This window comes from Pseudomonas sp. IPO3749, from assembly GCF_013386605.1.
In the GTDB taxonomy this organism is placed as follows: domain Bacteria; phylum Pseudomonadota; class Gammaproteobacteria; order Pseudomonadales; family Pseudomonadaceae; genus Aquipseudomonas; species Aquipseudomonas azotoformans_A.
Genome location: NZ_JACARN010000037.1, coordinates 108,944 through 130,898, shown reverse-complemented (window position 1 = coordinate 130,898; position 21,955 = coordinate 108,944). Strand labels below are relative to the sequence as shown.

At 60.7% G+C, this 21,955-nt stretch carries 27 protein-coding genes; 12 read left to right on the top strand and 15 right to left on the bottom strand.

Translation table 11 applies throughout. The features are described from left to right. Positions 1-42 precede the first annotated feature (42 nt). Complete coding sequence (locus HX812_RS15790; protein ID WP_038848610.1) at positions 43-1,260, bottom strand: winged helix-turn-helix domain-containing protein; 1,218 nt, start codon at positions 1,258-1,260, stop codon at positions 43-45. A gap of 45 nt (positions 1,261-1,305) precedes the next feature. Beyond that, positions 1,306-1,512, bottom strand: a complete 207-nt coding sequence (locus tag HX812_RS15785) for a DUF1127 domain-containing protein (RefSeq protein WP_038848608.1) — start codon at positions 1,510-1,512, stop codon at positions 1,306-1,308. 70 nt (positions 1,513-1,582) lie between these two features. On the opposite strand from HX812_RS15785, the gene HX812_RS15780 reads away from it, so the two are divergent. Further along, a complete protein-coding gene (locus HX812_RS15780; protein ID WP_038848606.1) occupies positions 1,583-2,464 on the top strand; it encodes a LysR family transcriptional regulator in 882 nt (293 codons plus the stop codon). Here HX812_RS15780 and HX812_RS15775 read toward each other — a convergent pair. Beyond that, positions 2,454-3,203: a sulfite exporter TauE/SafE family protein gene (locus HX812_RS15775; RefSeq protein ID WP_038848604.1), complete on the bottom strand. Its 750-nt coding sequence runs from the start codon at positions 3,201-3,203 to the stop codon at positions 2,454-2,456. The genes HX812_RS15780 and HX812_RS15775 overlap by 11 nt on opposite strands. A gap of 109 nt (positions 3,204-3,312) precedes the next feature. On the opposite strand from HX812_RS15775, the gene HX812_RS15770 reads away from it, so the two are divergent. The 4 genes from HX812_RS15770 to HX812_RS15755 all read left to right on the top strand — a co-directional run bounded on the left by HX812_RS15770 (position 3,313) and on the right by HX812_RS15755 (position 6,434). After that, a complete protein-coding gene (locus HX812_RS15770) occupies positions 3,313-4,263 on the top strand; it encodes a LysR family transcriptional regulator (RefSeq protein ID WP_038848603.1) in 951 nt (316 codons plus the stop codon). Positions 4,264-4,343: 80 nt separating this feature from the next. After that, positions 4,344-4,796: a MarR family winged helix-turn-helix transcriptional regulator gene (locus tag HX812_RS15765; protein ID WP_038848601.1), complete on the top strand. Its 453-nt coding sequence runs from the start codon at positions 4,344-4,346 to the stop codon at positions 4,794-4,796. Positions 4,797-4,969: 173 nt separating this feature from the next. Next, complete coding sequence (locus HX812_RS15760) at positions 4,970-5,389, top strand: organic hydroperoxide resistance protein (protein ID WP_010211852.1); 420 nt, start codon at positions 4,970-4,972, stop codon at positions 5,387-5,389. Between the two features lie 28 nt (positions 5,390-5,417). Further along, positions 5,418-6,434: an alpha/beta hydrolase gene (locus tag HX812_RS15755; protein WP_038848598.1), complete on the top strand. Its 1,017-nt coding sequence runs from the start codon at positions 5,418-5,420 to the stop codon at positions 6,432-6,434. Positions 6,435-6,499: 65 nt separating this feature from the next. Here the strand turns inward: HX812_RS15755 and HX812_RS15750 are convergent, their stop codons facing one another. Together HX812_RS15750 and earP are read right to left on the bottom strand one after the other, a co-directional pair. Beyond that, positions 6,500-7,072, bottom strand: coding sequence for an elongation factor P (locus HX812_RS15750; RefSeq protein ID WP_003172723.1), 573 nt, complete (start codon positions 7,070-7,072; stop codon positions 6,500-6,502). A gap of 49 nt (positions 7,073-7,121) precedes the next feature. Further along, complete coding sequence (gene earP / locus HX812_RS15745) at positions 7,122-8,255, bottom strand: elongation factor P maturation arginine rhamnosyltransferase EarP (protein WP_038848595.1); 1,134 nt, start codon at positions 8,253-8,255, stop codon at positions 7,122-7,124. 132 nt (positions 8,256-8,387) lie between these two features. On the opposite strand from earP, the gene HX812_RS15740 reads away from it, so the two are divergent. Both HX812_RS15740 and HX812_RS15735 read left to right on the top strand, forming a co-directional pair. Continuing rightward, positions 8,388-8,756, top strand: a complete 369-nt coding sequence (locus tag HX812_RS15740; RefSeq protein ID WP_038848591.1) for a hypothetical protein — start codon at positions 8,388-8,390, stop codon at positions 8,754-8,756. Positions 8,757-8,762: 6 nt separating this feature from the next. Further along, positions 8,763-9,245 carry an elongation factor GreAB gene (locus HX812_RS15735; protein ID WP_038848589.1) on the top strand — a complete coding sequence of 161 codons (483 nt, stop codon included), beginning with the start codon at positions 8,763-8,765 and terminating at the stop codon, positions 9,243-9,245. 5 nt (positions 9,246-9,250) lie between these two features. Here HX812_RS15735 and cysB read toward each other — a convergent pair whose 3' ends face one another. The 5 genes from cysB to HX812_RS15710 form a co-directional block, all read right to left on the bottom strand. Next, positions 9,251-10,225 carry an HTH-type transcriptional regulator CysB gene (cysB, locus tag HX812_RS15730; protein WP_012722988.1) on the bottom strand — a complete coding sequence of 325 codons (975 nt, stop codon included), beginning with the start codon at positions 10,223-10,225 and terminating at the stop codon, positions 9,251-9,253. 103 nt (positions 10,226-10,328) lie between these two features. Continuing rightward, positions 10,329-10,829 carry a universal stress protein gene (locus HX812_RS15725; RefSeq protein ID WP_038848586.1) on the bottom strand — a complete coding sequence of 167 codons (501 nt, stop codon included), beginning with the start codon at positions 10,827-10,829 and terminating at the stop codon, positions 10,329-10,331. A 71-nt stretch (positions 10,830-10,900) separates the two neighbouring features. Continuing rightward, a complete protein-coding gene (locus HX812_RS15720) occupies positions 10,901-11,806 on the bottom strand; it encodes a 5'-nucleotidase (protein ID WP_038848583.1) in 906 nt (301 codons plus the stop codon). 15 nt (positions 11,807-11,821) lie between these two features. After that, on the bottom strand, positions 11,822-12,775 hold the full coding sequence (locus HX812_RS15715) for a putative 2-dehydropantoate 2-reductase (RefSeq protein ID WP_038848581.1): 954 nt from the start codon (positions 12,773-12,775) through the stop codon (positions 11,822-11,824). Beyond that, positions 12,772-13,158 (bottom strand): thioredoxin, encoded by a 387-nt coding sequence (locus tag HX812_RS15710; RefSeq protein WP_038848579.1) that lies wholly within the window; start codon positions 13,156-13,158, stop codon positions 12,772-12,774. The genes HX812_RS15715 and HX812_RS15710 overlap by 4 nt, the downstream gene beginning before the upstream one ends. Here HX812_RS15710 and HX812_RS15705 point away from each other — a divergent pair. Beyond that, positions 13,157-13,591 (top strand): PilZ domain-containing protein, encoded by a 435-nt coding sequence (locus HX812_RS15705; RefSeq protein ID WP_033901460.1) that lies wholly within the window; start codon positions 13,157-13,159, stop codon positions 13,589-13,591. The two genes, HX812_RS15710 and HX812_RS15705, sit on opposite strands and share 2 nt — an antisense overlap. A 131-nt stretch (positions 13,592-13,722) precedes the next feature. Continuing rightward, positions 13,723-14,799, top strand: a complete 1,077-nt coding sequence (locus HX812_RS15700; protein WP_016975370.1) for a 3-deoxy-7-phosphoheptulonate synthase — start codon at positions 13,723-13,725, stop codon at positions 14,797-14,799. Positions 14,800-14,863: 64 nt separating this feature from the next. Here HX812_RS15700 and HX812_RS15695 read toward each other — a convergent pair whose 3' ends face one another. After that, positions 14,864-15,145, bottom strand: a complete 282-nt coding sequence (locus HX812_RS15695) for a GNAT family N-acetyltransferase (RefSeq protein WP_003189869.1) — start codon at positions 15,143-15,145, stop codon at positions 14,864-14,866. 613 nt (positions 15,146-15,758) lie between these two features. Between HX812_RS15695 and oprI the strand changes: the two genes are divergently transcribed. Continuing rightward, the gene (gene oprI, locus HX812_RS15690) at positions 15,759-16,010 is read left to right on the top strand and encodes an outer membrane lipoprotei OprI (protein WP_003172710.1); all 252 of its coding nucleotides are present in this window, start codon (positions 15,759-15,761) and stop codon (positions 16,008-16,010) included. 122 nt (positions 16,011-16,132) lie between these two features. On the opposite strand, the gene HX812_RS15685 is transcribed toward oprI, so the two are convergent. The 3 genes from HX812_RS15685 to HX812_RS15675 form a co-directional block, all read right to left on the bottom strand. Continuing rightward, positions 16,133-17,101, bottom strand: a complete 969-nt coding sequence (locus HX812_RS15685; RefSeq protein WP_038848576.1) for a L,D-transpeptidase family protein — start codon at positions 17,099-17,101, stop codon at positions 16,133-16,135. Positions 17,102-17,174: 73 nt separating this feature from the next. Continuing rightward, entirely contained in the window at positions 17,175-17,468 is a 294-nt protein-coding gene (locus tag HX812_RS15680; protein WP_010211879.1) for a hypothetical protein, read from the bottom strand. 58 nt (positions 17,469-17,526) lie between these two features. After that, positions 17,527-18,132 (bottom strand): arylesterase, encoded by a 606-nt coding sequence (locus HX812_RS15675; protein ID WP_038848573.1) that lies wholly within the window; start codon positions 18,130-18,132, stop codon positions 17,527-17,529. 10 nt (positions 18,133-18,142) lie between these two features. Between HX812_RS15675 and HX812_RS15670 the strand changes: the two genes are divergently transcribed. Both HX812_RS15670 and HX812_RS15665 read left to right on the top strand, forming a co-directional pair. Beyond that, complete coding sequence (locus tag HX812_RS15670) at positions 18,143-18,826, top strand: ABC transporter ATP-binding protein (RefSeq protein ID WP_038848570.1); 684 nt, start codon at positions 18,143-18,145, stop codon at positions 18,824-18,826. After that, on the top strand, positions 18,826-21,336 hold the full coding sequence (locus HX812_RS15665) for an ABC transporter permease (RefSeq protein ID WP_038848567.1): 2,511 nt from the start codon (positions 18,826-18,828) through the stop codon (positions 21,334-21,336). Before HX812_RS15670 ends, HX812_RS15665 begins: the two co-directional genes overlap by 1 nt. Positions 21,337-21,381: 45 nt before the next feature. Here HX812_RS15665 and greB read toward each other — a convergent pair whose 3' ends face one another. Further along, positions 21,382-21,855, bottom strand: coding sequence for a transcription elongation factor GreB (greB, locus tag HX812_RS15660; protein WP_038848564.1), 474 nt, complete (start codon positions 21,853-21,855; stop codon positions 21,382-21,384). Positions 21,856-21,955: the final 100 nt, after the last annotated feature.

The window sequence follows — 21,955 nt, the reverse complement described above, 5'->3', positions numbered from 1 at the left end:
AGCCCGCTCACCACAAAAAACCTCTCAACACAAAAATCCCACTCACCACAAGATCATCGCCGCCCTTAACCGGTCGGCACTTGGCCGCTGGCAATTGAGCTGGACCTGTTCCAGCCCGAGCCAGTCGGCCATTTGCAGCAGGTTCGACGCCAGCGCCGCCATCCCCTCATCATCCAAGCCCGGCTCTTCCTCATGCACGGCGTGCACCGCGAGGCGGCCGTTGGCGCGTTCGGCGCGCAGGTCGATGCGCGCCGCAATCCGCTCGTTGTGCAAAAACGGCAGCACGTAGTAGCCATACACCCGTTTGTCTTGCGGGGTGTAGATCTCCAGGCGGTAGCGGAAATCGAACAGGCGCTCGGTACGGCTGCGTTCCCATACCAGCGAGTCGAACGGCGAGAGCAAGGCGCTGGCCGGCACTTTGCGTGGCACTTTCGGATCGGGCAGGCAGTACGCCGGTTGTTTCCAGCCTTGCACTTGGCAAACCCGCAGTTGGCCGTCTTCCACCAGTTCGGCGAGACGGTTGCGGCTGTCGGCCGGATCAAGGCGAAAGTAATCGCGCAGGTCTTTTTCAGTCCCCACGCCTAATGCCGTGGCGCTGTGCAGCAACAAGCCACGTTGGGCTTGGGCTTCAGTCACAGCGATTTGAAGGATATCGCTGGGGATGACCCGCTCCGGCAAATCGTAGAGCCGCTCAAAACCGCGTCGACCGGCAACCGTCACCAAGCCGGCGGCAAACAGCCATTCCAGTGCGTGCTTTTCATCGCTCCAGTCCCACCAAGGGCCGGCGCGTTCCTCACGGGTCGACAAACTGCCAGCCCCCAATGCGCCTTGCTGCTCGACCGTCTGCAACACCCGCTGAATGGTGGCTTGCTGCTCACGGCCAAAACGCGCCATCTGCGAATAAATGCCCTGCCCCTGCTGCGCCCGCTGCATACGCCAGCGCATCAACGGGTAAAGCGCCATCGGCAGCAGTGAGGCCTCATGCCCCCAATACTCGAACAACGAACGCCGTCGACCCTGGCTCCAGGCAGCCTGTTCAAGGATCAACGGGGAGTAGTTGCCCAGACGGGAAAACAGCGGCAAGTAATGGGAACGTACCACGGCATTGACCGAATCGATCTGCAACACGCCAAGACGCTCGATCATGCGATTGAGGTGCGCAGCCTTGATCAAGGCAGGCGCCTGGCGCCCGGAAAAACCCTGGGCCGCCAGTGCCATGCGGCGTGCTTGCTTGAGAGAGAATGACAGATCGGCGGGCATGGGGTTCTCCGTGTGGGCGCGCCGACTACCCTACTGCATCCGCGATCATTTTCGCAGCGGGTCCTGCCAGAAATGCACGTGGCGCTCGTGCTCGACGTCACCGCGGCTGATGCCGATATCCTTGAGCGCATCATCACTCAAGGTCGCCAGCATCTGGCGCTCCTCATGCAGCGCCTGCCAACGGGCAATCTTGTGAAACAGCCCGGCAAACGGACGTTTCGCCATCAATACAAAACCTCTTTGACCTTTCATCTTCTCGCCCTCCAGTGGGGATGGCGCAAGTGTGTGCCTGGGCTTAAGATCAATCCAACGAATGTTTCTTATGCAATACATCTCAGAGATTGATCAATTGTCCAGCTTCCCGAGCATCGACACCGAAGTGCTGCGCACCTTCGTCGCCATCGCCGACCAGGGCGGTTTTACCCGCGCGGGCGAATTGGTCAACCGCACGCAATCGGCGGTGAGCATGCAGATGAAGCGCCTCGAAGAAGACGTGTTGCAGCGCAAGCTGTTCGAGCGCGATGGCCGCCAGGTGCGGCTGACGCCTGAGGGCCAAGTGTTGCTGGGTTATGCGCGGCGCATCCTGAAGCTGCACAGTGAGGTGTTCAACACCCTGCGCGAGCCGCATATGGTGGGCCTGGTGCGCATCGGCACGCCGGATGACTACGTGATGCGGTTCCTACCGGGGATTCTCAAGCAGTTTTCCAAGGCCTACCCGCTGATCCAGATCGAGATGCACTGCGAGGCGTCAACGGTACTGATGCAGCGGCGGGATTTGGCACTGACCGTTGTCAGCCGCGAGCCTGGCAATGAGATCGGTGAACTGTTGCGCACCGAGCGCATGGTGTGGGCGGCAGCGCCGTGTTTCTGCACCGAAGAACACGACGCTCTGCCGCTGGCGATGTCCGGTACGGCCTGCCTGTATACCCAGTGGGCCTGCTCGGCACTGGACGCGGCTGGACGCGATTATCGCCTGGCCTACCACAGCTCCAACGTGTCGGCGATCCAGGCCGTGGTCAATGCGGGCCTGGCCGTGATGGTCAGCATGGAGAGCCTGGTAACCGAAGACCTGCGCATACTCGGCCGCGACGAGGGTTTCCCGCCGCTGCCATCCATGAATCTGCATCTGCTGCGTAACACGCGGATGAACTCGCCCATCACCGATTGCCTGGCGGAATACATCATCCAAGGCTTCAGACTTTAAAGGTCAGCATCACTGCGCACACCACCAGAAAGCCGCAGAACAGGCCGCGCAGTACGCGTTCTGGCAGCGCATGGGCGACTTTCACACCCCAACTGATACTGAGCAGGCCACCGACGGCCAAGGGCACGCCGATCATCCAGTCCACCTCTTGGTGCCAGGCGTAGGTGACCAGCGTCACGCCGGTACTCGGCAATGCCAGGGCCAGGGACAGGCCTTGGGCAACCACCTGGGTGGTGCCGAAAACACTGGTCAGCACAGGCGTCGCGACCACTGCACCGCCGACGCCGAACAAGCCGCCCATGGAGCCAGAGGCTGCGCCGAGCAGCCCGAGCCATGGCCAGGAGTAACGCATCTGCGCCGTCGGCGGTGCGTTGCGGGTGAACATGCGTACCAAGTTGTAGGCCGAAAGCGTCAGCAGGAAGGCAATAAAGCCGATGCGCATTGCGCCCGCATCCAGGCCGACCGCCCAGATCGACCCGAGCCAGGCGAAACTGAACCCCATCACGCCCAATGGCAACGCATGACGCAGCTCGATACGGTTGCGCTGGTGATAGCGCCACAGCGCCAGCATCACGTTGGGCACCACCATGACCAGTGCCGTGCCTTGGGCCAACTGTTGATCGAGGCCGAATAACACGCCCAGCACCGGGATCGCGATCAGCCCGCCGCCAATGCCAAACAGGCCGCCCACTGTGCCGAGAGCCGCGCCCATTACCAGGTACATCACTAAATCCAACACCGCTTGTTACTCCGCAATCCCAGGCCTTGCATGCTACGCAGTCGGCTCTGGCGCGGAAACGCACAGCAACGCACAATGGCTGTGCCAATCTCGCATAAGCGTTTATTCGATGAACCCCAATACCCTGACCGATCAACTGAGCCTGTTTCTCGACGTGCTGGAAACCGGCAGTTTTTCCGCTGCCGCACGCCGGCATCCGCTGACGCCCTCCGCGGTGGCGCGGCGTATCGACAGCCTGGAGAGTTCGGTGGGCAGTCGCCTGTTCCAGCGCAGCACCCACGCGGTACTGCCGACCCCGGCGGGGTTGGCCTTTGCCGAACGGGCGCGGCGGATCGTCAGCGAATTGCAGTTGGCACGGGCCGAAGCGGTGTCTTTGAGCCATGCCCCGGAGGGCCTGATTCGGGTGGATGCCCCAGCGGCCTTCGGTCGACGGCACCTGGCGCCGGTGATTGCCGACTTCCTGAACGTCTACCCCGGGCTGGATGTGCACCTGCATCTGATCGACAGCTTTGTGGACATGCAAGGCGCACACCTGGGCAAGGTTGACCTGGTGCTGCGTGCCGGGCATCTCGTCGACACACGCTTGATCGCCACGCCCCTGGCGAGCATCGTGCGCGTCGCCTGCGCCAGCCCGGCGTACCTGAAAAGCCGAGGCACGCCCAGCCACCCTCGCGAGCTGAGCGAACACGACGGGTTGGACTGGGATGGCCTGGCGCCCACATTCGCCTGGCGCTTCGAGCTAGATGGACGCCGCGCCACCTACCGCCCGCGCCGCATCCGCATGAGTGCCAACAACGCCGAGGCCTTGCTGTCCGGCGCCTTGGCCGGACTGGGCATTGCCCACCTGCCGACTTGGCTGGCCAGTGAATACCTGGTGCGCGGCGAATTGCTGCCGCTGTTTTGTGAAAATGGCCTGCCCAGCCCGGAAACCACCGGGATCTATGCGCTGCGCCTGGAACAGCAACCCAACGCACGCAGCCGCTTGTTGCTGGAATACCTCAAGACCCGTTTCAGCCCGGTGCCGCCCTGGGACCTGGCCTTGCAAAGTGGCTTGGTCTGACCGCTCGGACAGAATTATCTGGCGCATTAAAGATTTGCCCGCTAGATTCCAGCTCAGATACGTTTTCCGGAGGCACCGCCATGAGCAAAAACCCCGACCCGTGCGAATCCCTGATGCTGGACAACCAGCTGTGCTTCGCCCTGCACTCCACCTCGCTGCTGATGACCAAGGTCTACAAGCCACTGCTGCAGGCGCTGGGCCTGACCTACCCGCAATACCTGGCCATGATGGTGCTGTGGGAAGAGGATGGTTTGACCGTCGGCGAAATCAGCAGTCGCCTGCTGACCGATCCAGGCTCGCTGACACCGCTGCTCAAGCGCCTGGAAGTTGAAGGCCTGCTCAGCCGTACCCGCAGCCGTGAAGATGAACGCGTGGTGGTCGTGGAATTGACCGATGCCGGCCGCGCCCTGCAGGACAAAGCCATGGGCATACCCCAGTGCATCCTCGGCGCCAGCGGCCTGGAGCTGGCGCAATTGCGCAAGTTGCAAGGTGACCTGATTGCCTTGCGCACCAACCTGCAAGGCAGCCTTTAACCTATCCCATCTAGGGCGTCGCGTCCGCGGCGCCCGCAAAATATGACCGTTTGTCTGCGCCTCAGAATATATTTATAAATTTATCTTGCGCGCAAAACATTAGCGCTATACATTCGCCTCACCAACTACTTAGCGCACAAACATTTAGCGCTAACAACCGAGGGGAAAACACCATGCAAACGCTCTATACCGCAGTAGCTACCGCCACCGGCGGCCGTGATGGTCGTGCCGTTTCCAACGACAACATCCTCGACGTCAAACTCTCCACCCCCAAAGAATTGGGCGGCGCCGGTGGCCAGGCCACTAACCCTGAACAACTGTTTGCTGCCGGCTACTCGGCCTGCTTCATCGGCGCCCTGAAATTCGTCGCCAGCCAGACCAAACGCAAAATCCCGGATGACGCCTCGATCACCGCCCACGTCGGCATCGGCCAGATCCCCGGCGGTTTCGGCCTGGATATCGACCTGCACATCAGCCTGCCCGGCCTGGCTCAGGACGACGCGCAAAGCCTGGTCGACGCCGCTCACCAAGTCTGCCCGTACTCCAACGCCACCCGTGGCAACGTTGATGTACGCCTGCACGTGACTGTCTAAATGACCTCGGCCGCCCCTGGAGAACGCAATGAACACAATTGGTAAAGCACTCACCGGCACCCTGCTCGCCTTGTCCATCACTAACGCCTTTGCTGCAACCGGTGAAGTCGAACACAACACCCAGGCTTTTCTGGATGTGTTGAACGCCGGCACCGGCAAACCGATGGAACAACTGACGCCCAAGGACGCCCGTGCCGTACTGACCGGCGCTCAGGCGGGTGTGAAGCTGACCTTGCCGGCCGCAGAGGTGAGCCAGAAGACCATCCAGGTCGATGGCAAGCCGCTGGACCTGACCATCGTGCGTCCGGCCGGGGTCAAGGGCACGTTGCCGGTGTTCATGTTCTTCCACGGCGGCGGCTGGGTGCTGGGGGATTACCCGACCCATGAACGCCTGGTGCGGGACTTGGTGGCGGATTCGGGGGCGGTGGCGGTATTCGTCAACTACACGCCTTCGCCGGAAGCGCACTACCCGGTGGCGATCAACCAGGCCTACGGCGCTACAAAATGGGTGGCCGAGCATGGTCAAGAGATCAACGTCGATGGCAAGCGCCTGGCAGTCGCGGGCAACAGTGTCGGCGGCAATATGGCGGCGGTCGTCAGCCTGATGGCCAAAGACAAGGGCACCCCGGCCATCAAGTTCCAAGTGCTGTTATGGCCGGTGACCGACGCCAACTTCGACACCGGCTCCTACAACCAATATGCCGAAGGGCACTTCCTCACCCGCAACATGATGAAGTGGTTCTGGGACAACTACACCACTGACGCCAAGCAGCGCGCCGAGATCTACGCCTCGCCACTGCGGGCCAGCACCGATCAGTTGAAAGGCTTGCCGCCCACACTGATCCAGACCGCCGGCGCCGATGTGTTGCGTGATGAGGGCGAAGCCTACGCCCGCAAGCTGGACGCCGCCGGTGTTCCGGTAACTGCGGTGCGCTACAACGGCATGATCCACGATTACGGTTTGCTCAACGTGGTCAGCCAGGTCCCGGCCGTCCGCTCCGCACTGCTCCAGGCCTCGGATGAGCTGAAGCAACACCTCAAGTAAAAAGTAACGCCCATAAAAAAGCCCGACTCAAGGTCGGGCTTTTTTTCGTATCGGCAGGGCCAGAATTACTTCTTGGCGCGACCTTTGTACGAACCACCTTCGCGGGTGTCGATCTCGATCAGGTCGTCGATTTCGATGAAATCGGCCACTTGCAGTTCGGTACCGTTGCTCAGCTTGGCAGGCTTCATCACCTTGCCCGAAGTGTCACCGCGAGCGGAACCTTCGGTGTAGGCCACTTTACGCACGATGGTAGTCGGCAGCTCTACAGAAACCAGGCGCTCTTCGAAGAAAATAGCTTCGCAGACGTCTTCCATGCCTTCTTCGATGAACGGCAGAACGGCTTCGATATCTTCAGCGTTCAGCTCGTACATGGTGTAGTCGGTGGTGTCCATGAACGTGTAGGTGTCGCCGCTGATGAAGGACAGGGTCGCTTCTTTGCGGTCGAGGATCACGTCGTCCAGTTTGTCATCGGCGCTGTAGACGATCTCGGTCTTGTAACCGGTCAGCAGGTTCTTCAGCTTGGTCTTCATGATTGCGCTGTTACGACCAGACTTGGTGAACTCAGCTTTCTGAACCAGCCAAGGGTCGTTTTCGAGACGGATCACTGTACCGGGTTTCAGTTCTTTACCAGTTTTCATTGCATATATCCGAAATTTGGATGGGATTTACAAAATTCAAGGTGGCGTATCATATCCAACTTTCATAAAACTGCACCAGCGCCGTCGCAAGATCGGCCTGCAAGCCTTGTTCCAGACACCATGTTTCGGCGTGCAGATTCACTTCCGGCCAGTGTTCCAGCAGCATTTTCCACGGTTGGGCCATGTCGGCCTGGGTGTTCCAGGCTTGCCAGAGCCCGATAACGGCCGCCCTGGCCGCCGGTGATAAGTTGGCGGTGTACAGCGCCAGGAAGGCATCGAGCTTGTCGAGATGGATGTCTTCGTCCTGTCGGTAGATGTGCCACAACAGCGGACGCCCGGCCCATTGGGCACGCACGAACGAGTCCTCACCGCGCACGGCATTGAAGTCGCAGCACCACAGCAGGTGGTCGTATTGTTCCTGGCGCACGAAGGCGATGACTTGCACCGTCAGCGATCCGCGCTGCTGGATATCACCTGCGACCAGTGGGTCCACACCGAGCCAGCGCTGCACATCGCCCAAGATGCGCCCTTCGGGAACCAACAGATGAGTGGCACGCCCGTCCGTCGATAACACGTCCAGCCAACTGGCCAGCCCGGCGTTTTCGTAGGCGAACAGTGAGATAAGCCGTGCATCCACTGCCGGAACTATGCCCAAGGCTTGCAGGAAATCTCGCTGCGCACCGTCATCCTGCTGAAACGCCTTACGCCGCTCCAGCAACCCAGCTTCACGCAACAGGCCGCCAGTGCCGGGTCGGAACCCAGGAAAGAAGAAGTACTTCTGCACACCTTTGAACTTCACCGACGGCAACCGATGACAGCCCACCACCCACTCTTCGGCACTCAGGTAATCCAGGTTCATCCACAACGGCGCGCGTTCTCGCTCAGCCATGGCTTCCATATAGTCGGGCGGTAACTGACAGGCGAACGCGGCAATCACTACGTCCGCCGCCGGCACCTTCACCCACTCGGTCGGCCAATGGCGCACTTCGACGCCTTCCTGCCATTGCAGCGCTTGCCGCACATCGATTTCAGGGCACATGCGTTCGAAGGCGCGCAGGTCATCGACCCACAAGCACACATCGCAGGCGTGCTCCGCCACCAATTGCCGGGCCAGGCGCCAGGTCACGCCGATGTCGCCATAGTTGTCGACGACGCTGCAAAAAATATCCCAGCGGGCTTTCATTCCGGGCTCCAACATTCAAAGGCTCGATTGTCCGCATAAATGCGCGGATGCAGAAGGCTTGATCGCGATTATTCTGCACAGTGGCTGTGCGACAATCGCCGCCACGCCGTTTACGCCTGCCAGGAGGCCATCATGTCTGATCGTCCGTTGTCGCTGTTCAAGCTCAGTGCTGCTATCGCGTTTGGCGTGTGGCTGGGGTTTATCGCCCTCGCGCTGACAGCGTGGCTGGCCTCGCGCTACCTGTTCCCGCAGAGCTTGGCACCAGTGGCCCAGGCCGTGCAGCAATTGGGCAAGCCTGCGGTGGTGGCGCCTGAACCGCCGAACCGCATGTTCGAGCAGTACCAGCAGAACCTGCAGAAGCAGGAACAGCAACAAACCCTGGACCAGGCCCGCAACAATGCGCGCAACCTGTCCAACCCCAAATGCCAGTTCTGGCTGCAACAGGACCAGAACGCCCCCAACGAAAAGTCCCGGGCCAATGTCCTGCAATTCTGCGATTGATGACCCATGAATAAACATGCCGTACACCAGCTTGTATTAGAGAAGCTCACCCTTGATCTCGATATTGCCCAACGCGCTGCGCAGACCGCCTACGAAACCGCGACCCACGAAGAAAACATCGCGGAAAACAAATACGACACCCTGGGGTTGGAGGCTTCCTACCTGGCGGCGGGGCAAGCCAAACGCGTGGAGGAGATCAAGCAGGCGTTGCTGCTGTGCCAGAACATGCCGCTGCGGGCTTACGATGATCAGCGCGGTATAGAGGTTGGCGCGCTACTGGGTCTGGAAGACGAGAACGGTCGCCAGCAATGGCTGTTTTTGGCGCCAGATGCTGCGGGCTTGAAAGTGGACGTGGTCGGGCAACCGGTAACCGTCATCACCCCGCGCTCGCCGCTGGGCAAAAGCCTGCTGAGCAAGTTCGAAGGCGATGAGGTGGAGATTCTGGTGGCGGGCGCTCGGCAACATTTTACGGTTACCGAGGCCAAATAGCCGACTCAGTGAACGGGCAATTCTACGCCGTCGAACAACTCTTCCAGTTCCTGCTTGTTGTGGCACTGGATCGCCTTGGCCATGACTTCACGGGTCAGGTGCGGTGCAAACTTTTCGATGAAGTCGCACATGAAACCACGCAGGAAGGTGCCACGGCGGAAGCCGATCTTGGTCACGCTGGACTCGAACAGCTCGCTGGCATCAAGCACCACCAGGTCTTTGTCGAGCGCCGTGTCGACCGCCATCTTGGCGACAATACCCACGCCCAGGCCGAGGCGTACGTAAGTCTTGATCACGTCGGCGTCGGCTGCGGTGAACACCACTTTTGGCGTCAGGCCGCGATGGCTGAAGGCTTCGTCGAGCTTGGAGCGGCCAGTGAAACCGAACACATAAGTCACGATCGGGTATTCAGCCAGGGCTTCCAGGGTCAGTTTTGGCAGCTTGGCCAACGGATGACCTTGAGGCACGACAACGCAACGGTTCCAGCGATAGCACGGCATCATCACCAGGTCGCCGAACAGCTCCAGGGCCTCGGTGGCGATGGCGAAATCGACGGTGCCATCAGCGGCCATTTCGGCAATCTGCATCGGCGACCCTTGGTGCATGTGCAGCGCCACGTCCGGGTACTGCTTGATGAAATCGCGGATCACCGGCGGCAATGCATAACGCGCCTGGGTGTGGGTGGTGGCGATGGACAGGGTGCCCTTCTTCTCATTGGAGAATTCCTGGGCGATCTGCTTGATGCTTTCGACTTTGCGCAGGATCTCACCGGCGGTGGTGATGATGCGCTCACCGGCCGGGGTAACGCGGGTCAGGTGCTTGCCGCTGCGTGCGAACACTTCGACACCCAGCTCGTCTTCGAGCAGGCGGATCTGCTTGCTGATACCGGGTTGCGAGGTGTAGAGGCTTTGAGCGGTAGCGGAAACGTTGAGGTCGTGGTGCGCCACTTCCCAGATGTAGCGCAGTTGTTGAAGCTTCATATGTGTCCCTCAAAGCAGATAGACGCCACGGGTATCAGCGACGGTATATAACTATATTAAAGGTTCGACGGATAAATCTAGAACTTTTTATCGTTTTTATCCATCACACGTCATCACTGCGTCGACGTTGCAACGAAGGCACCAGGTAAACCGGTACCGTAGACAGCTGCAGCACCCGTGCAGCGGTGCGCCCCAACGGAGTGGCCGCCGCAGTTGCATGGCTATGACTGCCTACGATCAGCAGATCCACGGACAGTTTGCGCAGTTGGTCGAGAATCACCTCGCACGGGTCCCCCTGGATCACCCGTACCGAGCGGATCAACTTCAGGTCTTGCTCGCCTTCCCCCAACTCCTCGCGAAAACTGTCCAGCACCCGTTGTTCGATGGTCGCCATCACCGTGGTCAACCCCTGGCTCTGCCATTCACTCAGGGCCTTTTCATCAAGGTAGCTCTGTAACACCGATTCGGCGAACAGCCCGATGGGCTCGACCACGTGAATCACATACAGGTCCGCCTTGAACGTTCGGGCCAGCGCCAGTGCATGTTGCATCACATAAGGCGCGTACAGACCGAGGTCTGTGGCGTAGAGCATCGAACGGATCATAGAACCCCCTGAGACTGCCAGGATGGCGGAGATGAAATCAGCTTAGCAGTGCCCAGGCGACTTGGATTGACTTAGATCTTCACCTCATTACTGATGCCATGGGGCACATGCCCGGTGGCGACGAACTCCATGGCTTTTTCGCAATGCCCTGCCTGGTCATCGAAAAATACGTCTGCCGCGAAGGCTTCCAGGAACGCCGATTTTTCCAGGCCACCGAGGAACAGCGACTCATCCAGGCGGATATCCCACTCACGCAAAGTACGAATCACACGCTCATGGGAAGGCGCCGAGCGGGCGGTGACCAAGGCGGTGCGGATCGGGCAGGCCTCATCCGCAAACTCGCGCTGCAACAAGTTGAGCGCCGCCAGGAAACCTTTGAAGGGACCGCCGTGCAAAGGCTGGCGTGCCGATTCCCGCTCATTGGCCTGGAACGCTTCCAGGCCGCCGGCCTGGTAAACACGCTCGGACTCATCGGAGAACAACACCGCGTCGCCATCGAAGGCAATGCGCAGCTCTTCGCTGGAGGCACGGTTCGGGCCACCGGACAAAATCGTCGCCGCCGCAAACCCGGCATCGAGGGCGCTGCGCACATCTTCAGCATGGGTCGAAAGAAACAGATGGCAACCAAAAGCAGCCAAATAAGGATACGGACTACGCCCGCCTACAAACGCGGCGCGGGAAATATCCAGGCCGTAGTGCTGGATCGAATTGAACACGCGCAGGCCGGTGTCGGCACTGTTGCGTGATACCAGCACCACTTCGACACGGGCGCGGCCCAGGCTGGCGTTCAAGCTCAGCAGCTTCTTCACCAGCGGGAATGCGTCACCGGGTTCGAGGATTTCCTCCTCGTGTTCGATCTGGTACTGGCGATAGGTCTCGACCCCTTCGGCCAGGTAGACCTTATGGCTTTCGCTCAGGTCGAACAGTGCCCGCGAGGAAATCGCCAACACCAGTTTGTCGCCCAATCCTTTTGCCACAGTACGCTCCTCGACTCAGCGGTTATGCCGATCAATAAAACTCAAGGCCTGGTACAGCACCTGCATCCGCGGCAACTCGCAACCGGCAGCCTTGGCGGCAGCGAGTGGCCGGGCGTAGATCGCCGCCAGTTCAAGCGGGCGCTTGTGCACGTGATCGTGGTACATGCTTGGCAGGTAGTCGTCCATGGTTTCGGTCATGGTGAACATCTGCTCGGCGTAACTCTTGGGGATTTCATGGCCGCAGGCGTGAGCCCCCTGTACCACTTCAGCCATCAGCGCCTGGATCAGTTCGCGGCTGGACTCGTCGGCCATCATCGCCGTGGTGCCCGTACCGAGCAACACGGAGAGGCCATTGTAGGGCACGTTCCACACCAGTTTGTGCCAACGGGCCTGATGCACATTGGCCATGGCCTGGGACTCGATGCCCGCGGCGTGAAACAACGCGGCGCCGGCTTCGACAATCGCCTTTTGCGCGTCCTCGTCATTGGCCGCCGTGCCACTGTGATAACCCAGGTTGACCCGGCCTAACGCCTGGTGCTCGATCACGCCGGGGGCAGAGCGGTGCACGCCGATGTAGCACAGGCCGCCAAGCAAGTGCAGCGACGCGGGCAAGTGTTCACGCAGGCTGTCTTCGACATCGAGGCCGTTTTGCAGCAGCACCACCTTGGCACCGGGCGCGGCGACTTGGGCAATGGCCGGGGCCAGGTCGACGTTGCCGGTGGACTTGGTGCCCACCAGCAGCCAGTCGCACGGCGGCATATCGGCGGCGCGGGCATAAGCCTGCACCGGGTGCAGGTGCAAAGGACCATGCACCGTACTATTGAGGTGCAAGCCATGCTCGCTGACCGCCGCGTATTCACTGCGCAGCAGGAAGTGCACGTCGAAACCGGCGCGCGCCAGCATCAAACCGTAAAAGCCACCGATGGCGCCGGTGCCAATGATGCCAATGCGGGGTGATTGTACGGTCATGGCAGATCCTCTGGAGTGCGGGTAAGCGCTTGGTGGATAGAGTCGTTCAGGTCAGCACGCGTAAGACGCGTCTGCAATTGCCCGAGGAATTGACCCTCGCACACCACGAACAACGCCGGCAAATGAAAGATCTGGTAGCGTTCGACCGCGCCACCGTTGTGCCCGGCATCCACCCAGCACACGCGGTCCACCGGCAGCGACCAGCCGGGTAACTGCTGGCGCGCCCAACGGCAACTGGAACACCCACTGCTGGTAAACACAACCAGCGAAATACCTGGCAATCCCAGCAATTGCTGGTCAATATCCAGGTCGGTCAATTCCAGTTCCTTCACTATACTGCTGCCACCGCCGTCAATTGGACGGTGCTCGGAGTCCGTGTACATGGGTCGTTTTTTACCTCACCCTGATGATGTCGCTGTCGAGTTAATCCAACGCCCCTCTCCTGCCATCCCCCGCCAACGGCTGCACACGGTCGGCCTGGGCGGCATCGCCTGCCATTGGCCACGTGCCTGGCGCGAAGGCACGGCGGTTGATCTGCTTATCCCTTCCCTGGGCGCCAGCGCGCGGTATCCAGGCTATGTGGCGTGGTGCCGCAAGGTGGAAAACGGCTACCGCGTCGGTGTCGCGTTTACCGATGAACATGCGCTGTTCGGTGCACGGATGGGTGAGCAAGCATGCCGGATAGAGCGCTACTGCCGCCAGCACGAAGACGCCGAACCGACACCCCAGCAACTCGAAGCCCTGGCCCGTGAGTGGGTATCGCGCCATGCCAGCGAGTTCTCCCATGAGGCCTTTGTGGCGCCAGCGCTGGATTAAAGCGGGCTTTGCCCATTGTCGCGGGCCCGTGTTACGCGCTAAGGTTCCTCCCCCCTGCATTCAAATCATGCTGTGCTCCGCCGCACGGGGATGGCTGGCGGCCGGCACCCGTGACCCTGACGAGTAACACGATGGCTGATTTACCGATCAATGACCTAAACGTCGAATCCAACGAGACCCTGATCACGCCCGATCAGCTCAAGCGCGAAATTCCTTTGAGCGACGCTGCCCTGCAGACCGTCACCAAGGGCCGCGAAGTCATCCGTGACATTCTCGACGGCACCGACCACCGCCTGTTCGTCGTCATCGGGCCTTGCTCGATCCACGACCTCAAGGCTGCCCACGAGTACGCCGAGCGCCTCAAAGTGCTGGCGGCGGAAGTGTCCGACACCCTCTACCTGGTGATGCGCGTCTATTTCGAAAAACCGCGTACCACCGTCGGCTGGAAAGGCTTGATCAACGACCCGTACCTGGACGACTCGTTCAAGATCCAGGACGGTCTGCACATCGGTCGTCAGTTGCTGCTGGACCTGGCCGAGATGGGCCTGCCCACCGCCACCGAAGCCCTCGACCCGATCTCCCCGCAGTACCTGCAGGACCTGATCAGCTGGTCGGCCATCGGCGCTCGCACCACCGAATCCCAGACTCACCGTGAAATGGCGTCCGGCCTGTCCTCGGCCGTGGGCTTCAAGAACGGCACCGACGGCGGCCTGACCGTGGCGATCAACGCGCTGCAATCGGTCTCCAGCCCGCACCGTTTCCTTGGGATCAACCAGGAAGGTGGCGTGTCCATCGTCACCACCAAGGGCAACGCCTACGGTCACGTGGTGCTGCGTGGCGGCAACGGCAAGCCCAACTATGATTCGGTCAGCGTTGCGCTGTGCGAGCAGGCACTGAACAAGGCGAAGATCAAGCCGAACATCATGGTCGACTGCAGCCACGCCAACTCCAACAAGGACCCGGCCCTGCAGCCGCTGGTGATGGAAAACGTCGCCAACCAGATCCTGGAAGGCAACCAGTCGATCATCGGCCTGATGGTCGAGAGCCACCTGAATTGGGGTTGCCAGGCGATCCCAAAAGACCTGGCCGACTTGCAGTACGGCGTGTCGATCACCGATGCGTGCATCGACTGGGCGGCCACCGAAAACACCCTGCGCAGCATGCATGCCAAGCTCAAGGACGTTCTGCCTAAACGCAAACGCACCTGACTTTAAACTGCGCACACGAAAACGCCGGGCTAAGCCCGGCGTTTTTCATGCTGCTGTTTACGGTTTACAGCTTTGCGGCATGGCGCTGGTGGCGCTCCATGTAACGTTCTACGTAGGAGCACGACGGGATCACCGTATAACCTGCCTCTTCGGCGAACTTCAGGGCTTCCTCGGTCAATGCCGCCGCAATCCCACGGCCCCGCAGTGCGTTGGGCACGAAGGTCCGATAGATATCCAGGGTCTGTTTGCCGAGGTCCATATAGGTCAGATAGGCACGATGACCGTCCACATTGGTCTCGAACTGATGACCAGCCTGGTCATGGTGGATGGACAACGCCTCGCTCATCACTACTCCTCGCGGGTCTTGGTTTCTGACCCCTACCTTACCGATGTTTGTCCGGCGAAGGAACATCTACGCCACCCCGTGCCGGTTTCGACATCGAGAAAACCCTGAGCGTTTACAACCAGCACGTAGGGAATAGTAGGCACCAATCCTGAAATTGCTCAAGGCGCGCTCGTCATCCCCAGCCGCTGGTGGATATAGAAAGGGCTCCGATCAACCTGGGATCGAAAGCCTGAACATTGCCGGCAGTTGAACCTTAAGACGAACAGGCGCTCTTAAAGTCACCTCTACATGCGCAAAAGATGCCGGGCAAAGCAAAGCCAAGCTGAACGTAAGTGTCAGCTTGGATATATAAATTTTCATCTGTTTACAAGGCTTAACACATGCGGGCCGGCCCTTTCAGCCTGGATCCAATTTTCGCCTGTTTGAAAAAAATTGGACGGTTTTTATACAAACCTCCAAAAGATTAGCCAAAATAGATTCGGCGCGAGAATTTTTTTTGCTTCTTGCGCTACGTCAGTTTACTTACTACAAGTAATGGGTAGTATGTACGCCGGCTATTAGCTCACTCTGGGCGAACTAGCCATCTAATAGAAAGTCCTTGAAGGGGAACACGATGAACAACGTTCTGAAATTCTCTGCTCTGGCTCTGGCCGCAGTTCTGGCTACCGGTTGCAGCAGCGTCTCCAAAGAAACCGAAGCTCGTCTGACTGCAACTGAAGACGCAGCAGCTCGCTCCCAGGCCCGTGCAGACGAAGCCTACCGTAAAGCTGATGAAGCTCTGGCTGCTGCTCAAAAAGCACAACAGACTGCTGACGAAGCTAACGAGCGCGCACTGCGTATGCTTGAAAAAGCTAGCCGCAAGTAATAATCCTTCGGGGTTGTTATCAAGCCGATCCATTTATGGGTCGGCTTTTTTATTGCCTGGGGTTTGCACCTGAATCGCGGGCAATAAAAAGCCCGCCGTAGCGGGCTGTTGATCACACAGCGTTACTGCTGCAGATCGATCGGCGTACTGACGGCCACCGAAGCTGCGCCAGGCACGCCGATTTCCGTCGGCAAGCCGTCTTCCGCCGCCACTACATCACGCACCTGGTCCCAGTTCACGCGCAATTGGTTGGCCAAGTCTTCACGCTTGAGCAAGGCGTTGATGACGGCGGTGTGCTTGTCGACCACTGACGGCGTCCCGTCATCATTCAATGGCGTATGCGCTTCAAGGTAGACCTTGCCACCACTGCGACCAAACTTGTAGGCATCGTTGATGATGCGCACCGACGTCCCCACCGGCACCATGCCCGCCATCTCCAGCACGTTGTTGTTGAACATGCGGAAACAACCGTGGCTTGTACGCGTGCCGATACCAAATTTCATGTTGGAACCATGGATCAGGTAACCCGGCGTGCCCAGGGTGAACTTGAACGGCCCCAGCGGGTTGTCCGGACCGGCCGGCACCACGTTGGGCAGCGGGTCGCCGTTGGCAGCGTGCTCGGCCTTGATCGACGCGGGCGGCGTCCAGGTCGGGTTGGGTGTCTTGGCAATGATGCTGGTGTGGGCGATTGGCGACCCCCAGCCTTCACGACCGATCCCCAACGGGAACGTGTAGACCACGTTCTGGCCCTTGGGGAAGTAATAGAGTCGGTATTCCGCCAGGTTGATCACAATACCTTCGCGCGGGCCCGGCGGCAGGATGAAGCGCGTCGGCAACACGATCTCGGTGCCCGCTCCCGGCAACCAGGCATCCACGCCTGGGTTGGCCGCGACCATCTCCGAGTAACCCAGGTCATAGGTGGTGCCCAGGTCGGCAAAGGTGTCTTCGTACTTGGCCTTGATCACCTGGACCTGGCCGACGATGTCTTCACCCGGTGGTGGCAAGGGCAACTGCAGGGCTGACGCCGAACCGGCCGCGCAGAGCGCAGCGAGAGACAGGCAGCAGGTGACGACGGAAAGGCGCGACAACATCCGGTAAATCCTTCGCAGAACGACGGGGAGGTAAACATCGATTGTATACGTGAAGCGCGCTTCTAGCTGCCCCCTACAACTCGAAACGCAGCTCCGGCCAGATCGGCGGCGTGCCGCGCTTCTGGGATTCCAGTATCGCACGGCACAAAGGGCACAGGCGCTGGTCCTGAAAGATCGAACGATCGACCCGCGACCAACGCGGTTGCGCAGGCAATAACGTGCCGCACAGCGTGCGATCAATGGAGCCGCCCAGTTCCAGTTGACGCGCCACCAGATGCACCCGCACTTCCTGGCAGGCGAACAGATCCAGCTGCTCGTCCGGCTCGATCAGTTGGTAGTTAAACAGGGACCAGGCAGGACGCGACATCAGGGGCTCCAAATCGGGGGGGCGCCACCTTAGCCGAAAGCCTGCCGGTAGAAAAGCGTCATAGCAGCGGTTTTAGCGTCGGCCAGACATTTTCCAGCAACTTGCCCTGGGCGCCGACCGCCGGGTGCAGTTGATCAGCCTGCATCAGCTCCGGATGCCCGCCCACGCCATCAAGGAAAAACGGCACCAGCGGGACGTTTTTCTGTTTGGCCAGCACGCCATAGACCTCGGCAAACGCGGTGGTGTAGCGCGGGCCATAATTGGGCGGCAGTTGCATTCCCAACAGCAACACCTTGGCGCCGCCGGCCTTGGACTGGTCAATCATCGACGCAAGATTTTGTTGCAATTGAGCGGGTGGCTGGCCACGCAAGCCGTCGTTACCGCCCAACTCGATCACCACCACGTCCGGTTTATGCTCTGCAAGCGCCGCCGGCAGCCGCGCCAGGCCTCCGGCACTGGTGTCGCCACTGATGGAGGCATTCACCACTTTATCGTCGAAACCTTCCTGCTTGAGCCGTTGCTGCAACAGGGCAACCCACCCTTTGCTGGTATCCAGGCCGAAACCGGCACTGATACTATCGCCAACGATCAGGACTGTACCCGCCGCTGCGTTCTGGGCCATGCACATCAAGGCCAGGCCAGCACTCAAAAACCACATTCGCATCGGATTCTCCATGGGCGCAAGCATTCTCACCGCGCGGAACCTTAGCAAAGTGGTTCCCAGCGCGGAAGGTGAACTGACTATCCTGCACGAACTGAGCCTGGAACTGAACAAGGGCGATAGCCTGGCTATCGTCGGTAGCTCCGGCTCCGGTAAATCCACCCTCCTCGGCCTGCTCGCCGGTCTCGACCTGCCCAGCAGCGGCGAAGTCACCCTTGCCGGGCAAGCCCTGAGTACCCTCGACGAAGACCAGCGCGCGCGCATCCGTGCCGAGCACGTGGGCTTCGTGTTTCAGTCGTTCCAATTGCTCGACAGCCTCAACGCGCTGGAAAACGTCATGCTGCCGCTGGAACTGGATGGCCGCAAAGACGCCCGCGAGCGTGCCCGGCACCTGCTGGAACGCGTGGGCCTGGGCAAACGCCTGACCCACTCGCCACGCCAACTCTCCGGTGGCGAGCAACAACGGGTAGCGATTGCCCGCGCCTTTGCCGCAGAACCGGACGTGCTGTTTGCCGATGAGCCCACCGGTAACCTCGACAGCCACACCGGCGAACGCATCAGCGACCTGCTGTTCGAACTCAACCAAGAAAGCGGCACGACCCTGGTGCTGGTCACCCACGACGAGCGCCTGGCCCACCGTTGCCGACGCTTGATCCGCCTTGAAGCCGGCCTGATGGTCGCGCCCCTGGAGCCTTGATGGCACGTTTGCCGCTGTTGCGCCTGTTCAGCCTTGCCATGCGCCAATTGCTGCGCGACGCCCGCGCCGGTGAATTGCGCGTGTTGTTCTTCGCCCTGCTGGTGGCCGTCGCCGCCAGTACCGCCATTGGTTACTTCGGCGCGCGCCTCAACGGCGCGATGCTGTTGCGCGCCACCGAGTTCCTCGGCGCCGACCTGGTGCTCGAAGGCAGCTCCCCCGCCCGTCCCGAGCAAATCCAGTCCGGCACCGAGCTGGGCCTGGATCACGCCCGCGTGGTGGAGTTTTCCAGCGTCATTGCCACCGATAATGGCATCCAGCTTTCCAGCATCAAGGCCGTCAACGAGCAGTACCCACTGCGCGGTGAGCTGAAAAGCGCGGCTGCACCCTTTGGTGATGAAACCCCAGGCGGCGGACCAAAACCCGGTGAAGCCTGGGTGGAAGCACGGCTGCTGACGGCGCTGGACCTCAAGGTCGGCGACAGCATCGATGTGGGCATGAAGACACTGCGCCTGGCCCGCGTGCTCACCTACGAGCCGGACCGTGCCGGCAACTTCTACAGCCTCACGCCCAGGGTGATGATCAACCTGGCAGACCTGGACGCCACCGGTGTGGTGCAGCCCGGCAGCCGCGTGAGTTACCGCGAACTGTGGCGCGGGCCGCAGGGCAGCACCGTGCTGCAAACCTATCGTGACCTGGTCAAGCCGGGGCTCGCCGCCAACCAGCGCCTGCAAGACTCACGGGACGGCAACCAGCAGATCGGCGGCGCCCTGGGCAAGGCCGAGCGCTACCTGAACATGGCCAGCCTGGTGGCCGTGCTGTTGGCCGGTGTGGCCGTGGCACTGTCGGCCAATCGCTTCGCCACCCGACGCTTCGACGCCAGTGCCTTGCTGCGTTGCCTGGGACTGTCGCGACGCGAAGCCATGTTGCTGTTCAGCCTGCAACTGAGTGTGCTGGGGCTGTTGGCGAGCCTCACCGGCGCCCTGCTCGGCTGGCTGGCGCAGTTTGGCCTGTTCTATTTCCTTCATGACTTGCTGCCATCGGACGTGCCACCCGGCGGGCTGCTACCGGCAATCGCCGGGATCGGCACCGGGCTGGTCGCCCTCGCCGGTTTCGCCCTGCCGCCCCTGGCTGCACTGGGTCGCGTGCCACCGCTGCGAGTCTTGCGTCGCGACCTGCTGCCAATCCCTTCCAGCACCTGGATGGTCTATGGCGCGGCACTGTTTGCCTTGGGCCTGATCATGTGGCGCCTGAGCCTTGACCTGGTGCTGACCTTCGCCCTGCTCGGCGGTGGGGTAGTCGCTGCGCTGGTACTCGGCGGCCTGCTCCTGCTGCTGTTGCAAAGCCTGCGCCGTCTGCTGGCGCGCGCCTCGCTGCCCTGGCGACTGGGCCTGGGGCAATTGTTGCGTCATCCGCTGGCGGCGGCTGGTCAATCCCTGGCGTTCGGTTTGATCCTGCTCTCCATGGGTTTGATCGCCCTGCTGCGTGGCGAGTTGCTCGACACCTGGCAAAACCAGCTGCCCAAGGACGCCCCCAACTATTTCGCCTTGAATATCCTGCCGGCTGACAAGGACGCGTTTGGCGCCCGCCTGCTGGAGTTGCAAGCGCAGTCCGCGCCGCTGTATCCAGTGGTGCCAGGTCGCCTGATCAGTATCAATGGCGAGCCCGTACAGGAAATCGTCAGCAAGGACTCCAGCGGCGATCGCGCGGTGCAACGCGACCTGAGCCTGACCTGGGCTGCCGACCTGCCGCCCGGCAACGCCCTGACTGCCGGTTCATGGTGGTCACAGCAACCTACCGATGAAATCCCCGGCGTATCGGTCGAGGCCAAGGTGGCGGAAAGCCTCAAGCTCAAGCTCGATGATCACCTGGTGTTCACCGTGGGCGGGGAAAACCGTGAAGCGCGGGTGACCAGCCTGCGGACTATCAACTGGGATAACTTCCAGCCCAACTTCTTCATGATTTTCCAACCGGGCACGTTGAAGGATCTACCCGCTACCTACCTGACCAGCTTCTACCTGGCGCCAGGACATGACCAGCAGATCGTCGACCTGTCCCGCGCTTTCCCGGCGGTAACCATCCTGCAGGTCGAAGCGCTGCTGGAGCAGTTGCGCAGTATCCTTGCCCAAGTGACCCTGGCGGTGGAATACGTGCTGCTGTTTGTGCTGGCGGCAGGGATGGCAGTGCTGTTCTCCGGCCTGCAAGCCACCCTGGATGAGCGCATCCGCCAGGGGGCGCTGCTACGTGCACTGGGCGCCGAACGCAAGCTGCTGGTCAAGGCCAGGCGTATCGAGTTCGGGCTGCTGGGCGCAGTGAGTGGTCTGCTCGCAGCGCTGGGGACCGAGTTGGTGACCTTTGTGCTGTATCGCTATGCGTTTGACCTGGCCTGGCAGCCTCACCCGTGGCTGTTGCTGCTGCCGGTGATTGGCGCCGTATTGATCGGCGGTGCCGGTGTATTCGGCACTCGCCGCGCACTCAACGCCAGCCCGTTGACCGTGCTACGCGAAGGTTGAAACCTGATCGGCCCGCGTTCATCACTGGACGCGAGCCGACCTCACTTACTTCACATATTCGATGCCGGTGATCCACCAGCACACATCTCCACCCGGGGTCTGCACGACGGCCTCATCGTCCACTTCCTTGCGCAACAACGCACGGGCCATGGGTGAGTCGATGGAGATGTAGTCCATCCGATCATAAATCTCGTCATAGCCGACGATGCGAAAACGCTTGGTCTCACCCTGCTCATTCTCGATGTCTACCCAGGCGCCGAAGAACACCTTGCCCTCTTGCTCGGGCATGTATTCCACAACGCGCATGTCCTCCAGGCGCTTGCGCAGGTAACGCACGCGACGGTCGATTTCACGTAGCAGTTTCTTGTTGTACTGGTAATCGGCGTTTTCGCTGCGATCTCCCAGCGAAGCCGCCCAGGTCACTTTGCGCGTGGTGTCCGGGCGTTTTTCGCGCCACAGATAATCCAGCTCCTTCTTCAGCGCTTCATGGCCTTCTTTGGTAATCAGCTTGGTACTCAAACGCTTGCATCCCCAGACAGTGTCCACAGGTGCCGATACGCCTGGGCTTCAAACCCAGCCCACGGCTGGCAGGCGTTGATGATAAATGAACTCGCGAAAG